Origin of the sequence: Ruegeria atlantica (genome assembly GCF_947495585.1) — a bacterium.
Lineage (GTDB): Bacteria > Pseudomonadota > Alphaproteobacteria > Rhodobacterales > Rhodobacteraceae > Ruegeria > Ruegeria atlantica_G.
Map to the genome: position 1 here is coordinate 26,478 of NZ_CANLZK010000016.1, position 14,976 is coordinate 41,453.

Sequence of the window (14,976 nt, forward strand, 5' to 3'; positions counted from 1 at the left end):
TTTCTGAATTCAAACCCCCGCGTTTCGGACGCGGGGGTTTTTTCTTTTTGGTCCCTTGGTGTCGCGGTTAGAGCATTTTCGGCAATATCCGTTGATGAATCCCCGAACCTCACGGATCATGCTGCACGATGAGCGTGGAGGACGGATGATGGCAATCCCAACTAAATTACCGAAAGAACTCACGGGACCGTCTGTGTGGACCGGTTGGGACATGCGTACGCGTCGGAGTGAATGGATCATTGATCTGACGGCGGACGACATCGAGGATCTTGAGCAAGCTGCTCGTCAGTACCTGAGCCTCGAAAGAGATATCGGTGAGATCACAAAGCCCGCTTTCCCCCTAAAACGGTTTCACCGGCATCTGGCAAGCCTGCGAGAGAAGCTGATCAACGGGATCGGTTTCGAAGTGATCCGTGGCCTTCCGGTGCAGAACTATACGCAAGAGGTCGCGGCCACGATTTTCTGCGGTGTCGGTGCTCATATGGGCTCGGCCCGGTCACAAAACGCGCAGGGACACATTCTGGGGCATGTGCGCGACATCGGTGCAGATGCGAACGATCCGAATACCCGGATCTATCAAACGCATGAGCGCCAGACATTTCACACCGACAGCGCCGATATCGTCGGCCTGCTGTGCCTGCGAGAGGCTAAGGAGGGCGGAGACTCGCTGCTGGTCAGTGCCGAGACGATCTATAATAGGATGCGGTCAGAATGCCCGGAATTGCTGGAACTGTTGTTTGACCCAATAGCGACCGACCGGCGCGGGGAAGTACCAGACGGGATGGAACCTTTTATGTCGATCCCGCCGTTCTCCTGGCACGATGGTAAGCTGACGGTGTTCTACAAAAGGCAGTATATCGTCAGTGCGCAACGATTTCCTGAAGCGATGCGGCTGACACCGGATCACATTGAGGCGCTGGACCGGTTTGATGCGCTGGCGAATGATCCCGACCTCTGTCTTTCTATGCGGCTGCAACCGGGCGACATGCAGTTCGTGTACAACCATTCGCAACTGCACGACCGGACCGGGTTCGTGGACTGGCCTGATCGGGCAGAGCGCCGTCATTTGCTGAGGCTTTGGCTGTCGCCGGAAGGAGACCGCGAATTGCCCGAAGTTTTCAGGCAACGGTACGGCACTATCGAGGTGGGCCAGCGCGGCGGGATTATCACGGAAGGCACGCGGCTGCACGCTCCGTTGGATTGACGCCTCCAACACGCTGAACGGATGCTTGCATTGCGGCCCGTGTAGACGCATATCCGATAGGCGATTAACCGACGGATGGATCATGCGGAAAGTTCTCTGTTCTCTAATGCTGGCGGCGCTTGCAGTGTCAGCAAATGCTGAAACAAAGGTGCCAACATCGCAGGCCGAAATCGGCCTTGGTTTCGCCCCTGTGGTGAAACAGGCCTCACCCGCAGTCGTCAATATCTACGCCAAGATCGTAAGGCAGGGCGGGGCCAATCCTTTTTTCTCGGACCCGTTTTTTGAAGAGTTCTTTGGCAGGGGATTTGCCGAACCGCGCCCACGTGTACAGAATTCACTGGGCTCTGGCGTCATTCTGTCAGAAGACGGTTATGTGGTCTCGAACTATCACGTTGTTGGCTCGGCTACCGAAATCCGCGTGGTGACAACCGATCGACGCGAATTTTCAGCGCAAGTGGTGCTGGGCGACAAGGAAAGCGATATTGCCATCCTGCGGTTGGAAGACGCCAAGGACTTGCCGCATCTGAACTTCCGCGACTCCGACCAGATTGAGGTAGGGGAACTGGCGCTTGCGATCGGTAACCCGTTTGGCGTGGGCCAAACCGTGTCTTCCGGAATCATCTCAGGTCTGGCGCGGACCGGGACGGCCACCGGCAACGCGCGTGGGTACTTCATTCAAACCGATGCCGCGATCAATCCTGGCAACTCCGGCGGGGCGCTAATCGACGTGAATGGTGATCTGATTGGGATTAACACCTCAATCCTGACGCGATCCGGCGGCTCCAACGGCATCGGGTTCGCGATCCCGGCGAATCTGGTTGCCGAATTTTTGCGCCAGGCCAAGGCCGGGAATGACAGGTTTGTCAGCCCTTGGGCCGGGGTCGCTGGTCAGCACATGAGTGCGGATATCGCCGAATCTCTAGGGTTAGTATTCCCCATGGGTGTTGTGATTTCGGACCTGCACGCCCTGAGTCCGCTAGGTGAGGCAGGGCTGCGCGTGGGGGATGTGGTGACCCATGTGGATGGGGATGAGGTGAATTCCCCAGCCGAGATGAAGTTCCGCATGTCTGTCGCCGGCGTCGGTGGCACTTCGGTCCTGACCCGGCTACGGGGTCAGGACAGTGCGGATATCGAGGTTGCCCTGATCAAGGTCCCGGAAACTCCACCGGCTGATGAAACCGTTCTGAACGATGACACCGTGATGCCGGGCCTGAAGGTGTCGCGCATCAACCCGGCGATCATTACCCAGATGGGGCTTTTGCTGTCGCAAACTGGAGTGGTGATTGTGGATGCAGGCCGGTACGGTGGACGATCCGGATTGCGCGCGGGTGATGTGGTCCTAAGCATCAACGGAACGGAAGTCCAGCATCCTGTGGACGTGGTGGATGCGATGACCTATCCGGGGCGCAGATTGAATTTGGATGTTCTGCGGGGCGGACGGGCCGTATCTCTGCGGTTCCGGCTGTAACTCCATGAGCGATCTGTTCGATACCGGGGCGAGCGAGCCTGCACCATCCCCGCACCGCCCGTTGGCTGACCGGCTGCGCCCACAGTCTTTGGCCGAGGTCATCGGACAGCAGCAGGTGCTGGGCCCGGATGCTCCGCTGGGCGTCATGTTGGCCTCGGGCAGTTTGTCTAGTTTGGTTTTTTGGGGCCCGCCGGGTGTTGGGAAAACCACGATCGCGCGCTTGCTGGCGCAGGAAACCGATCTGCATTTCGTTCAGATCAGTGCAATTTTCACCGGTGTTCCAGACCTAAAGAAAGTGTTCGAAGCGGCAAAGATTCGGCGACAGAACGGGCAGGGCACGTTGCTGTTTGTCGATGAGATTCACCGCTTCAATAAGGCACAGCAAGATGGGTTTCTTCCACATATGGAGGATGGGACTATCCTGCTGGTCGGGGCCACGACCGAAAATCCGTCTTTTGAGCTGAACGCCGCTGTGCTTAGCCGAGCACAGGTTCTTGTCCTTGAACGGCTCAGCCTCGCCGACCTTGAACGTCTGACACAGCGCGCAGAGAAAGAGCTGGACCGCGCCCTGCCGCTGACGGGCAATGCCCGCGAAGCTCTGCAGGAGATGGCGGATGGCGACGGGCGCGCGTTGTTGAATCTGATCGAACAGGTTGCGGCTTGGAAGGTGGATGCACCGCTGGACCCTGATGCGTTGTCGACAAGATTGATGCGCCGCGCGGCCAAATACGACAAATCCGGTGACGAGCATTACAATTTGATCTCGGCCCTGCATAAGTCCGTACGCGGATCTGACCCGGATGCGGCGCTTTACTGGTTTGCGCGGATGCTGACAGGTGGGGAGGATCCGCGCTATCTGGCGCGGCGGATCACGCGGATGGCGGTCGAAGACATTGGTCTTGCCGATCCGCAGGCGCAGACGATCTGCCTGCACGCGTGGGAAACTTACGAACGCTTGGGTAGCCCCGAGGGTGAATTGGCCATAGCGCAGGCGCTGGTTTATCTGGCGTTGGCCCCGAAATCGAACGGGGCCTATGTCGGGTACAAGGCGGCGATGCGATTGGCCAAGCAGTCAGGCAGCGAACCCCCGCCAAAACACATTCTGAACGCACCGACATCGTTGATGAAAGATCAGGGCTATGGCACGGGATATGCCTATGACCATGACGCCGAAGATGGCTTTTCCGGACAAAACTATTTCCCCGACGGCATGAAGCGGCCGGAATTGTATAAACCCGTGGAGCGTGGGTTCGAGCGTGAATTGAAGAAGCGTCTGGACTACTTCGCCAAGCTGCGGGCACAGAGGAACGAGTAGCACACCGCTGCGTGATGCGTTGAAGAACGAATGCGCAAACGACCAAGAGGTGATCCGACGCCGAAACAACGCAGGTGCCTGAGTTTCCCGGGCATTTGATCGGCTTGACTCTTGGCCTTTTGCACGGCACAGACGCGCATGTTTTCTAGGGCACTTACACACTTGTTTAGCGGGCGGATATTCCGCGCGACGCAGAGGATATCGGCATGAGCGGCGTACAGATGATCACCGTGGCAGAGGGTGACGGCGACCAGCGGCTGGATCGGTGGCTGCGCCGCCTGTTCCCGCATGTCAGCCAGGGCCGCATCGAAAAGATGTGCCGCAAGGGTGAGGTGCGTGTAGAAGGCGGGCGGGTCAAAGCCTCGACCCGGCTTGAGGTCGGGCAGGTCGTGCGCGTGCCACCCTTGCCGGATGCTGATCACAAGCCGGTTGCAGTCAAACGAGGCATCTCGGATGCCGACGCCAAGATGATCCAGTCCTGCGTGATCTATCGCGACGATCATGTTCTGGCCCTGAACAAGCCACAAGGTCTTCCAGTGCAGGGCGGCAGCGGCCAGACCCGCCACGTAGACGGTCTGTCCGAGGCTTTGCGCTTTGGCTATGACGAAAATCCGCGCCTCGTGCACCGCTTGGACAAGGACACATCGGGTGTATTGCTGATGGCCCGCACCCGCGAGGCCGCCAAGGGGCTGACGGCCGCCTTCCGGCATCGCGATACACGCAAGATCTATTGGGCACTGGTTGCTGGCGTGCCGACCCCGTATCTGGGCGAGATCAAGACCGGGCTGGTCAAGGCATCCGGTCACGGTAAACAGGGTGAGGGCGAGAAGATGATCGCCGTACATCTGAACGAAATCAACGACACGCCGGGCGCGAAACGGGCGCATACGCTGTATGCAACGCTGTATCGCGTGGCCGGGCGCGCCTCGTGGGTGGCGATGGAGCCGATCACCGGACGTACGCACCAGCTGAGGGTGCACATGGCGGCGATTGGTCACCCAATCGTTGGCGATGGCAAATACGGTGGCTCGGGGCAGGAAAATCTTGGGGACGGTTGGGGCGCGCAACTGGGCGGGGTCATCAGCAAGAAGCTGCACCTGCACGCGCGGCAGGCCTCATTCCAGCATCCGGTCACGCGCAAGACCATAACCGTCAAAGCTCCGCTGCCTGAGCATATGAAACACAGCTGGGACACGTTCGGCTGGACCGAGGATCTGGCCGCAGAAGACCCGTTCGAGGAACTGCAATGAGCGCACCCTTGCGTTTGGTGCTTTTCGATGTGGACGGAACCCTTGTCGACAGCCAGGGCAGCATTGTCGCGGCGATGACCGCCAGTTTCGGGGCCTTGTCCCTGATGGTCCCTGACCGCGAGGCGATTTTGTCCATCGTCGGTCTGTCCTTGCCCAACGCCATGGCCCGGCTTGCGCCCGAGCAGAGCGAAACGGTTCAACACAATCTGGTTGAGGGCTACAAACAGGCCTATCACGCAAATCGTTTGGAGCAGGGGGCCGCAAGCTCACCGCTCTATCCAGGTGCGCGGGACGCAATCGAAACCCTGCATGACATCCCCGAGGTGCTGCTGGGTGTGGCCACCGGAAAATCCCAACGCGGTCTGGATGCCTTGATCGAAGCACATGACCTGGAGCGCTATTTCGTGACCCGGCAGGTTGCGGACCATCACCCCTCGAAACCGCATCCGTCGATGATCGACACGGCCCGTTCTGAAACCGGCGTTGATGCGGCAGATACGGTGATGATTGGCGATACTCGGTTCGACATGGATATGGCGAGGGCTGCCGGAGTAGCCGGGATCGGCGTATCCTGGGGATATCATGACCGATCAGCCCTGAACGGCGCGGTCCGCATAATTGAAACTTTCGACCAGTTGCCCCGTGCGCTGGATAATATTTGGACCTGAAGACATGAGTGACTGGAAGCCCAAGCGATTTTGGACCGCAAGCGCGGTTGTCCAAGCGGAAGACGGATACACCGTCGAACTGGACGGTCGCCGGGTTAAGACACCGGCCAAGGCCGCGTTGATCCTGCCGACGCAAGCAATGGCCGACGCGGTTGCTGCAGAATGGGATGCGCAGGAAAAAGAGGTCGATCCGACCCTGATGCCGTTTACCCGGTCTGCAAATGCGGCCATCGACAAAGTGCGTCATCAGCACGCCGAGGTTGCGGACATGCTGGCCGATTACGGCGATTCGGATTTGTTGTGTTACCGGGCGACACACCCGCAAACGTTGCAGCAGCGACAGGCAGATCAGTGGGACCCGGCCCTGGATTGGGCAGCTGAAACCCTAGCCGCGCGATTGGTTCCTGTGGTTGGTGTGCTGCATCAGCCACAGTCAGCCGAAGCGCTCAGCACACTTCGAGGCCGCGTACACGAATTCAATGACTTCCAGCTCGCCGCCTTCCACGATCTGGTCAGCCTGTCCGGCTCACTGGTACTGGGATTTGCCGCCGCCATGGACTGGCGCGCGGCGGATGATATCTGGGACATCTCAAGGCTTGACGAGGCCTGGCAAACCGAACAATGGGGCCACGATGACGAGGCGCACGCGGTTGCCGAGATCAAAAAAGCTGCGTTTCTACACGCTAAACGGTTCATTGAAATCTCTATCTGAGCCTATTGGGCATCAATTTTTGACACAGATCCGGTCATCGCTGAATTGACTCATCGTTTTCCCTGATCCGACCCTTGACGTTTGTTTATGAATGCGAGCAAACTCATGCCCACTAAAGGGGAGACACCTTTGGAGTAACCTTTCTGGTGCCAGAGGTGCCGGACAGAGCCGTCCCGGAATAGGGGCGGGTAAACAGGAAGAGGTAAAAATGAAAAAATCCGTAATTTTGGGCGTGGCCACAGTCGCCGGTCTGGCTGCTGCGGCAGCGACAGCGGGCACTGTTGACGACGTCAAAGCGCGCGGCAAGCTGAACTGTGGCGTGTCCTCCGGACTGGCCGGCTTTTCGCTGCCTGACGCGAATGGCGAATGGCAAGGTTTTGACGTCGCAGTCTGCCGTGCCGTCGCTGCGGCCGTTCTGGGCGATTCCAGCGCTGTCGAGTTTGTGCCGACCACTGGTAAGACGCGCTTTACTGCGCTGGCTTCGGGTGAGATCGACATGCTTGCACGTAACACCACATGGACCTTCAGCCGCGATGTCGACCTGAAGTTCGAATTTGCTGGCGTCAACTACTATGACGGCCAGGGCTTCATGGTTCCAAAAGCACTGGGCGTAAGCTCGGCCAAAGAACTGGACGGCGCGACCGTCTGCATCCAAACCGGCACCACCACCGAGCTGAACCTGGCCGATTTCTTCCGTGCCAACAACATCAGCTACGAGCCGGTTCCGATCGAAACCAACGCCGAAGCGCAACAGCAGTATCTGGCTGGCGCATGTGACGTTTACACCACCGACGCATCGGGCCTGGCTGCAACCCGCGCCACGTTTGAAAACCCCGGTGATCACGTCCTGCTGCCTGAAATCATCTCGAAAGAGCCGCTGGGCCCGCTGGTCCGTCATGGCGATCACGAGTGGGGCGACGTTGTCCGCTGGACTCTGAACGCACTGGTTTCGGCTGAAGAGCTGGGCGTGACCTCGGCAAACATCGACGAGCTGAGCGCTGGCACCGACAACCCGGAAGTAAACCGTCTGCTGGGTACCGAAGGTACTCTGGGCGAGATGCTGGGTCTGAACGCAGATTGGGCAGCAAACGCCATCAAAGCGGGTGGTAACTACGGCGAAGTGTTTGCCAAGAACATCGGTGAAGAAACTCCGATTGGTCTTGCGCGCGGCCTGAATGCCCAGTGGACCGATGGTGGTCTGCTGTATTCGCCGCCGTTCCGCTAAAATCCACGGGAAAGGGCGCGGGGCAACCTGCGCCCTTTTTCCATAAATAAGAAACACTCCCGGATGGATTGAGCGAAGATCAACTTCGCCGGCAAAAAACGGGATGCACGGGGAAATACATAGGTCATGACGACTCTCACTGACCCGCCGAAGGAGCAGTTCCGGCTGTCCATGCTCCTTTACGATACGCGGTACCGATCAGCGACCATTCAGGTCATTGCATTGATTGGTTTCATGCTTCTGGCAGCCTGGATCATCTCAAATACCATTCAAAACCTTGAAGGGTTGGGAAAACCGGTCGAATTCGGTTTTTTTGCAGAATCCGCAAGTTATGACATTAACCAGCGATTGCTGGAATACACCTCACAGGACAGCCATCTTCGCGCCGCCTTCATCGGTTTGCTGAACACGCTGGTTGTTGCGGTTCTCGGGTGTATCACGGCGACGATAGTCGGCGTTTTTGTCGGCGTGCTGCGTCTGTCGAACAACTGGTTGGTCGCGCGTATCATGACCTTCTATGTCGAGATTTTCCGTAACGTGCCTGTCCTGCTGTGGATCGTTCTGGCCATGGCCATTTTGATCGAAGGCTTGCCCGCACCTAATGCGTTCCGAGGTGATAACCCCACGGCAACGATGGATCTGTTCAACACCGTCGCCGTTACCAATCGGGGTGTGTATATCCCGGAGTTCCTGTTCTCGCGTAGTTTGGGCGACATCCACTTGTTCGGAACATCAAGCCTTCGGTTTGATATTTCGCTGGATCTTGTCGCGTTTCTGGTCGTTCTGGGTGGCAGCATCTTTACCATGCGCAAAGTGTCCGCCTGGGCCGCCGCCACACAGGAATCAACCGGCGATCGTCCTAAGATCTGGCATATCCAGCTGGGCATTCTGTTCGTCCCGATGATCATCCTGATGACTGCACTGGGCTTACACCTTGGATACCCGGAATTGAAAGGATTCAATTTCAAAGGCGGCACGCATATGCGCAACTCTCTGATCGCGCTATGGCTGGCTTTGTCGCTATATACGGCGGCCTTCATCGCCGAGATCGTACGCGCCGGCATTCTGGCTATTTCCAAGGGTCAGACCGAAGCTGCGTCTGCGCTGGGCTTGCGTCCGGGTCGCACCATGCGGCTGGTTATCCTGCCTCAGGCGCTGCGGGTGATCATCCCGCCGATGATCTCGAACTATCTGAACCTGACCAAGAACTCGTCGCTGGCGATTGCGGTCGGATACATGGACATCACGGGGACCCTGGGTGGCATCACCATGAACCAGACCGGCCGCGAGCTGGAATGCGTTCTGCTGCTGATGCTGGTCTATCTGGCCATCTCGCTGAGTATTTCGGCGGTGATGAACTGGTACAACAACCGTGTCAAACTGGTGGAGCGGTAATATGAGTGATGTTTCATTTGTCCGCACGGAAATGTTGCCGGAACAAGCCCCGCCAGCGTCCGAAGTCGGAGCAATCGGGTGGATCAGGCACAATCTGTTCTCAGGCTGGTTTAACTCGATCCTGACGTTGGTTTCGCTTTACGCGATCTGGTACGTTTTGTCGGGCGTTCTGCCATGGATCTTTCAGTCTGTCTGGAACGCCAACTCGCTGAACGAATGCCGCGAGATCATGATCGCCACCTGGGGTTCAACCCATGGCCATGCCTGCTGGGCGGTGATCAATGACCGTTGGCTGCAGTTGCTGTTCGGGTTCTACCCGAGCCACCTGTACTGGCGTCCGATTGTATCGCTGATCCTGCTGTTGGTCGCATTGGCGCCGGTCCTGTACTCGGATCGTGTGCCGTCCAAGATGCTGATCGTCACGGCGATCTATCCGTTCCTGATGCCATTCCTGATGTGGGGCGGCACCATTTGGGGACCGATCGCGGCAGCGTTGGGGTTTGTTGTCGGCTGGGGTGCCTACACCCTTGTCAGCAAACAACTGAGCGGTCTGTTTGGCATGATTGCGGGTGTAGCAGCGTCGGTTATCTGGTGGCTGGTTCTGTCCAGCTATTTCGTCGGTGCCTTGGACTCGATCCTGCCAATCGGTATCGAAGCCGTCCAAAGCCGCCAGTTCGGTGGCTTCATGCTGGCGATCTTGCTGGGTGTCGTGGCCATTGGTGTCTCGTTGCCGATCGGAATCGTACTGGCGTTGGGCCGTCAGTCCGACCTGATGATCGTCAAGTACCTGTGCGTGGGCTTTATCGAGTTCATCCGCGGCGTGCCGCTGATCACGCTTTTGTTCGTGGCCTCGCTGCTGCTGAACCTGTTCCTGCCGCCGGGCACCAACTTTGACATCATCCTGCGGGTGATGATCATGATGACCCTGTTCTCAGCTGCCTATATGGCCGAGGTTATCCGGGGTGGTCTGGCTGCCCTGCCACGGGGTCAGTATGAAGGTGCCGACAGTCTCGGCCTGAACTACTGGCAAGCACAGCGACTGATCATCATGCCGCAAGCCCTGAAAATCTCAATTCCGGGCATCGTGAGCACATTCATCGGGATCTTCAAGGATACGACACTGGTGTCGATCATCGGATTGTTCGACGTGATCGGACTGGCATCTGCCATCCGCGCCGACACCGCCTGGAACGGCATCTACTGGGAACTGTTCGCGTTCATCGCGGCGCTGTTCTTTGTCGTCTGCTTCTCCATGTCCCGTTACTCCATGTATCTGGAGCGCAAGCTTCAGACTGGCCACCATTAAGGAGTTCAACATATGTCTGAACTTGCAATTGACCGTCAAATCGATCGCTCGAAGATGCAGGTGAGCGACGAGGTCGCCATCGAAATCAACAACATGAACAAGTGGTACGGATCTTTCCACGTGCTGCGCGACATCAATCTGACCGTCAATCAGGGCGAGCGGATCGTGATCGCGGGGCCTTCCGGTTCCGGGAAGTCCACATTGATCCGTTGTCTGAACGCGCTGGAGGAACACCAGCAGGGCACGATCATGGTGGATGGGACCGAGCTGTCGAATGACCTCAAGAACATCGACAAGATCCGGTCCGAGGTTGGCATGGTGTTCCAGCACTTCAACCTTTTCCCGCACCTGACCATTCTGGAAAATTGCACGCTGGCCCCGATCTGGGTGCGCAAGACGCCTAAGAAAGAGGCCGAAGAGCGCGCGATGCACTTCCTGGAAAAGGTGAAAATCCCTGAACAGGCGGATAAGTATCCCGGTCAGCTTTCAGGTGGTCAGCAGCAGCGTGTGGCGATTGCCCGCTCGCTGTGCATGATGCCGCGGATCATGTTGTTCGATGAACCGACATCGGCGTTGGACCCAGAGATGATCAAAGAGGTGCTCGACACCATGATCGAGCTGGCCGAGGAAGGCATGACCATGCTGTGCGTCACGCACGAGATGGGCTTTGCTCGTCAGGTCGCCAACCGCGTGATCTTTATGGATGCCGGTCAGATCGTGGAACAGAACGAACCGGAAGAGTTCTTCAACAACCCGCAGAGCGAGCGGACCAAGCTGTTCCTCAGCCAGATTCTGGGGCACTGAACCCGGTTACCAATTCAGGAAAAGGCGGGGCTTTGGCCTCGCCTTTTTCTATTCCAGCAACTCGCGAGGAATAACAAACCCCTGCACATCGCCGCTATGCCACCGGACGCCGGACCAATCCGCAATGTCAAAGCGGATCACAGCTGTTGCACAGGTTGGGTAGTCGTAGAACCGGGCGTGATCCGGCGGGTGCTTAACGATTTGGTTCGCAAAAGCGGCAATGCCGGGATTGTGGCCCAGCATTAAAACGGTTTGTTTCGTTGCGCCCGATAACTCAAGCAGCATATCTGCGGGGTCCGCATGATAAAGTGTTCGGTGAAAGCAAACGCTATCTGCCTGCAGGCCCATCCTCTCCCACGTCTCGCGGGTTCTGGCCGAGCTTGAGCTGAGAACTTCATCCGGCAGCCAATCGTTTTCACGCAGCCATGCACCAATTGCTGCAGCCGACCTGCGCCCGCGCTTGTTCAACGGGCGATCATGATCGGCAAGGGCCATACAGTCCCAACTGGATTTCGCGTGGCGCGTCAGGATCAGAGTGCGGGTCATGATGGGTGAAATGCTCTCATGTGATGCGCGGATTGTTCGGGATCACGCCCTGCACCCGAGCTGAGAGGACAGGACAGCCGCACAAGACAACCACCGGTCATGCAGGTTTGCCCTTCGTCGGTGGACAGATGGTCATGGCAGGTCGACACATCATAAAAGTCCCGACTGTTCAAAGCGCCCACTGGGCATGTCTGGGTGCAGGGGGCGGCGCAGGTGGTGCAGGGGGACGCGCCAGGAGGCGCGGGTATGGGAATTTCGTTGGTGAAATGCAGCGCGCCCCGGAATGAGATCATCATGCCGACCTCATCGTGCACCAAAGCGCCCACCGGGCTGCTGAACGTGCGTCCCGATTTCAATGCCCAGTCGATAAAGGGCGTATAGGGCGGGCCGCCAAACGGAAAATAAGCGGTGGCGGATAAATCCTGCGCCATTTGCCTCACCACACGCGACGACCAATGGTCAACCGGGTCACCACCTCGCCATTCAGGTGAGGATTTTAGGGCAGGCCAGAATGCCCACCCTGCACCCAGCAGGATCAGCGTGCCGCCTTCCAACTGCTTGGCGTCTGTAACGCGAGGGTGCAGCGCGCCCATGATGATCAGGCCAACGTCCTGTGCAGCCTTTTCGATATCAGCATAGCTATGCGCTGCAGGGTCAGAGGAGGGGGGATGGCGCTTGGTCATGTCTCCTCCGCTAAAGTTTCAGTCCGGCCGGATCAGCGACCCGGCGCCGTGTTCCGTATAAAGTTCAAGCAAGACGGCATTGGGCGCGCGTCCGTCAAGGATAACCACGGCACGGACCCCGCTGTGCAGCGCGTCCAGAGCCGTTTCGGTCTTGGGTATCATGCCGCCCGCAATGGTGCCGTCCAGCGTCATCTCGCGGATCTGACCCGCCTTTAGTTCGGTCACGACGTCCCCGGCGGCATTCTTAACGCCCGAGACATCGGTCAACAGTAGCAGTCGATCGGCCTTTAGCGCGGATGCAATAGCACCTGCGGCAGTATCTCCATTGACGTTGAAGGTTTCACCGTTCCGACCGGCACCCAGAGGGGCGATCACCGGGATTACGTCATGTGCAAACAGGTCGTGCAGAATTTTCGGGTTCATCTCTGCGGGACTTCCGACAAAACCCAGGGATTCATCGGTCTGATCACAAGTCATCAACTGCGCATCTTTGCCCGACAGACCCACGGCCGAGCCGCCCTGACCGTTGATCGCCTGAACGATGCGCTTGTTCACGAGGCCGGACAGCACCATCTCAACTACTTCAACAGTTGCTTTGTCGGTGACACGCTTGCCGTTCACGAATTCGGACTGGATATCCAGCTTATCCAGCATCGCGTTGATCATCGGACCGCCGCCGTGCACGACAACCGGGTTTACGCCCACCTGACGCATCAGGACGACATCTCGGGCGAAGCTTTCCATGGCTTCGTCACTGCCCATGGCGTGGCCGCCAAGTTTAATGACGACAATAGCGCCGTCATAGCGTTGCAGGTATGGCAGTGCGCTGTTCAGCGTTGCGGCGGTGGCGATCCAGTCCCGGTTCATGTCTCTTGTCTTCATGGCTGCAGTCCCTCTGGGAACCCGTGTTAGGGCCTTTGTACAGCTCTGCCAAGACCGGATCGCGCATAGGGCCGCACCGGTTGCCCGGATGCGGCTGTTTGTGTGTCAGGTTATCGCGCGTTTCATCGCCGGGATGTTGCTGATCAGCAGCAAATCGACGGCCAGTACGGTCAACAAGGTCAGGCCCACCAGCGGGAACGCCATCGCGGTGAACAACCCGATCAGGACAGCCCCTTTCCACAATGGCAGCTCTGCAGGCATCGGCGGTGCAGCCAGACGCCCAGCCCGCTGAGGCCGGCGTTTAATCCACATTGCAACGCCTGAGACGCAGACAAAGATGACCGACAGGCAGAACACCAGGTTCAGGACAAAGTTCCACATGCCCATCAGACCCATGTGAAACGGGATCCCAATGGCCATGGATTTTCCAATCAACGAGTAATCCTCATACCGGACATCTGCCAGAATCTTGCCGGTAAATTGGTCCACGTGGACAGTGCGGTCGTTCACCGGATCGGTCGAGTCGCTGCTCATGCTGTCGCGGTTCAGGGTCCAGACACCATCCTCGCCGCTGGGATAGGCCACACGAAACCGGCCTGTCATGTCCAAAGCGGTGCCAAGGGCCACAAGCGCGTCGATATCGACCGGCGTGCCTTGTGGGACGCCGCCGGTCCCGGCCTCGGACCCAGAGGCGGGCATGGGCGTTTGTTCCAACGCCCATGGGACGTCATTCTGGTGGCCGTGGTTCATGCTGGCGTGGATGTCATCGGACAGGGGGACATTGTCCCATTTTTTGGCCGGAAAGCTGCTCCATGGCTGAACGATCATACCGCCCCAGACGCCCGCCCAGGAGAGGCCCGAGATCAGGAAGACCACCAACAGCCCGGACATCCAGAACCCAATCACAGCGTGCAGCGACCGCCACAATGCGCGGCCGCGTGCGCGCAGATTGGGCACAAAAGCGGCCAAGGTGTTTCCACGCGGCCACCACATGTAAAGACCGGTAAAGACCAAAAGCAGGCTCAGCCCCGCTGCGATTTCAATAATGCGGTCTCCGGTCGTGCCAATCAGAAGGGTCGAGTGAATGTTGTCGGCCAGGTCATACCATCCGGCGCGACGATCCCAGACCTGCAGAACCTCTCCGGCATAAGGATCGACGGCGATAAGACGCTGACCTTCTTCGGTTTTGATGCGAAACACAGTGGCCAGATTATCAGCCTTCGGACCGATCCACTCGGCAACCGTGCCGGGCACCTCATCAAGGGCGATAAGGGCCTGTTGTGAGGCCGGCAACGCTTGCCCGTGGACATCCACGGCGATTTTTTCGCCGTCGCGACCGTCGAACTGAGTGATGAACATCATCATTAGTCCGGTTACTGCCAGAATGATCAGGAACGGGATGACGAAGATCCCGGCATAAAAGTGCCACCGCCAGGCGGCGAAATAGAATTTTTGCGCAGCAGTGTTCTGCGCCGGGGTATCCCCCAGGTTTTGGCTGTCCAGTGCCATTTTTGTTCT

Annotated in this window: 14 protein-coding genes; 10 read left to right on the top strand and 4 right to left on the bottom strand. The window is 58.1% G+C overall.

Annotated elements, in window-relative coordinates; translation table 11 throughout:
- The first annotated feature begins 94 nt into the window (after window positions 1-94).
- The 10 genes from QMP16_RS20440 to QMP16_RS20485 all read left to right on the top strand — a co-directional run bounded on the left by QMP16_RS20440 (window position 95) and on the right by QMP16_RS20485 (window position 11,347).
- Window positions 95-1,204, top strand: coding sequence for a TauD/TfdA family dioxygenase (locus QMP16_RS20440; RefSeq protein ID WP_282153878.1), 1,110 nt, complete (start codon window positions 95-97; stop codon window positions 1,202-1,204).
- 82 nt (window positions 1,205-1,286) lie between these two features.
- Entirely contained in the window at window positions 1,287-2,672 is a 1,386-nt protein-coding gene (locus QMP16_RS20445; RefSeq protein WP_282153879.1) for a trypsin-like peptidase domain-containing protein, read from the top strand.
- Window positions 2,673-2,676: 4 nt separating this feature from the next.
- On the top strand, window positions 2,677-3,987 hold the full coding sequence (locus QMP16_RS20450; protein WP_282153880.1) for a replication-associated recombination protein A: 1,311 nt from the start codon (window positions 2,677-2,679) through the stop codon (window positions 3,985-3,987).
- Between the two features lie 206 nt (window positions 3,988-4,193).
- A complete protein-coding gene (locus QMP16_RS20455; protein ID WP_282153881.1) occupies window positions 4,194-5,237 on the top strand; it encodes an RluA family pseudouridine synthase in 1,044 nt (347 codons plus the stop codon).
- A complete protein-coding gene (locus QMP16_RS20460) occupies window positions 5,234-5,905 on the top strand; it encodes an HAD-IA family hydrolase (RefSeq protein ID WP_282153882.1) in 672 nt (223 codons plus the stop codon). Before QMP16_RS20455 ends, QMP16_RS20460 begins: the two co-directional genes overlap by 4 nt.
- Window positions 5,906-5,909: 4 nt before the next feature.
- A complete protein-coding gene (locus tag QMP16_RS20465; RefSeq protein WP_282153883.1) occupies window positions 5,910-6,617 on the top strand; it encodes an ATP12 family chaperone protein in 708 nt (235 codons plus the stop codon).
- Between the two features lie 208 nt (window positions 6,618-6,825).
- Window positions 6,826-7,842, top strand: a complete 1,017-nt coding sequence (locus tag QMP16_RS20470) for an amino acid ABC transporter substrate-binding protein (RefSeq protein WP_282153884.1) — start codon at window positions 6,826-6,828, stop codon at window positions 7,840-7,842.
- Window positions 7,843-7,968: 126 nt separating this feature from the next.
- Window positions 7,969-9,237 (top strand): amino acid ABC transporter permease, encoded by a 1,269-nt coding sequence (locus QMP16_RS20475; protein WP_282153885.1) that lies wholly within the window; start codon window positions 7,969-7,971, stop codon window positions 9,235-9,237.
- Window position 9,238: 1 nt separating this feature from the next.
- The gene (locus QMP16_RS20480) at window positions 9,239-10,543 is read left to right on the top strand and encodes an amino acid ABC transporter permease (protein WP_282153886.1); all 1,305 of its coding nucleotides are present in this window, start codon (window positions 9,239-9,241) and stop codon (window positions 10,541-10,543) included.
- Window positions 10,544-10,555: 12 nt separating this feature from the next.
- Window positions 10,556-11,347 carry an amino acid ABC transporter ATP-binding protein gene (locus QMP16_RS20485; RefSeq protein ID WP_058272392.1) on the top strand — a complete coding sequence of 264 codons (792 nt, stop codon included), beginning with the start codon at window positions 10,556-10,558 and terminating at the stop codon, window positions 11,345-11,347.
- Window positions 11,348-11,395: 48 nt separating this feature from the next.
- On the opposite strand, the gene QMP16_RS20490 is transcribed toward QMP16_RS20485, so the two are convergent.
- The 4 genes from QMP16_RS20490 to QMP16_RS20505 form a co-directional block, all read right to left on the bottom strand.
- Entirely contained in the window at window positions 11,396-11,893 is a 498-nt protein-coding gene (locus QMP16_RS20490) for a SixA phosphatase family protein (protein WP_282153887.1), read from the bottom strand.
- Window positions 11,890-12,576, bottom strand: a complete 687-nt coding sequence (locus tag QMP16_RS20495; RefSeq protein ID WP_282153888.1) for a ferredoxin — start codon at window positions 12,574-12,576, stop codon at window positions 11,890-11,892. The genes QMP16_RS20490 and QMP16_RS20495 overlap by 4 nt, the downstream gene beginning before the upstream one ends.
- A gap of 18 nt (window positions 12,577-12,594) precedes the next feature.
- Window positions 12,595-13,458 carry an acetylglutamate kinase gene (gene argB, locus QMP16_RS20500; RefSeq protein WP_058272395.1) on the bottom strand — a complete coding sequence of 288 codons (864 nt, stop codon included), beginning with the start codon at window positions 13,456-13,458 and terminating at the stop codon, window positions 12,595-12,597.
- A gap of 105 nt (window positions 13,459-13,563) precedes the next feature.
- The gene (locus QMP16_RS20505) at window positions 13,564-14,967 is read right to left on the bottom strand and encodes a PepSY-associated TM helix domain-containing protein (protein WP_282153889.1); all 1,404 of its coding nucleotides are present in this window, start codon (window positions 14,965-14,967) and stop codon (window positions 13,564-13,566) included.
- Between the last annotated feature and the right edge of the window lie 9 nt (window positions 14,968-14,976).

Excerpts from the sequence above, each read along its gene's own strand:
- QMP16_RS20440 (WP_282153878.1), top strand. The coding sequence starts at position 95 with ATGAATCCCCGAACCTCACGGATCATGCTGCACGATGAGCGTGGAGGA.
- QMP16_RS20445 (WP_282153879.1), top strand. The coding sequence starts at position 1,287 with ATGCGGAAAGTTCTCTGTTCTCTAATGCTGGCGGCGCTTGCAGTGTCA.
- QMP16_RS20450 (WP_282153880.1), top strand. The coding sequence starts at position 2,677 with ATGAGCGATCTGTTCGATACCGGGGCGAGCGAGCCTGCACCATCCCCG.
- QMP16_RS20455 (WP_282153881.1), top strand. The coding sequence starts at position 4,194 with ATGAGCGGCGTACAGATGATCACCGTGGCAGAGGGTGACGGCGACCAG.
- QMP16_RS20460 (WP_282153882.1), top strand. The coding sequence starts at position 5,234 with ATGAGCGCACCCTTGCGTTTGGTGCTTTTCGATGTGGACGGAACCCTT.
- QMP16_RS20465 (WP_282153883.1), top strand. The coding sequence starts at position 5,910 with ATGAGTGACTGGAAGCCCAAGCGATTTTGGACCGCAAGCGCGGTTGTC.
- QMP16_RS20470 (WP_282153884.1), top strand. The coding sequence starts at position 6,826 with ATGAAAAAATCCGTAATTTTGGGCGTGGCCACAGTCGCCGGTCTGGCT.
- QMP16_RS20475 (WP_282153885.1), top strand. The coding sequence starts at position 7,969 with ATGACGACTCTCACTGACCCGCCGAAGGAGCAGTTCCGGCTGTCCATG.
- QMP16_RS20480 (WP_282153886.1), top strand. The coding sequence starts at position 9,239 with ATGAGTGATGTTTCATTTGTCCGCACGGAAATGTTGCCGGAACAAGCC.
- QMP16_RS20485 (WP_058272392.1), top strand. The coding sequence starts at position 10,556 with ATGTCTGAACTTGCAATTGACCGTCAAATCGATCGCTCGAAGATGCAG.
- QMP16_RS20490 (WP_282153887.1), bottom strand. The coding sequence starts at position 11,893 with ATGACCCGCACTCTGATCCTGACGCGCCACGCGAAATCCAGTTGGGAC.
- QMP16_RS20495 (WP_282153888.1), bottom strand. The coding sequence starts at position 12,576 with ATGACCAAGCGCCATCCCCCCTCCTCTGACCCTGCAGCGCATAGCTAT.
- argB (WP_058272395.1), bottom strand. The coding sequence starts at position 13,458 with ATGAAGACAAGAGACATGAACCGGGACTGGATCGCCACCGCCGCAACG.
- QMP16_RS20505 (WP_282153889.1), bottom strand. The coding sequence starts at position 14,967 with ATGGCACTGGACAGCCAAAACCTGGGGGATACCCCGGCGCAGAACACT.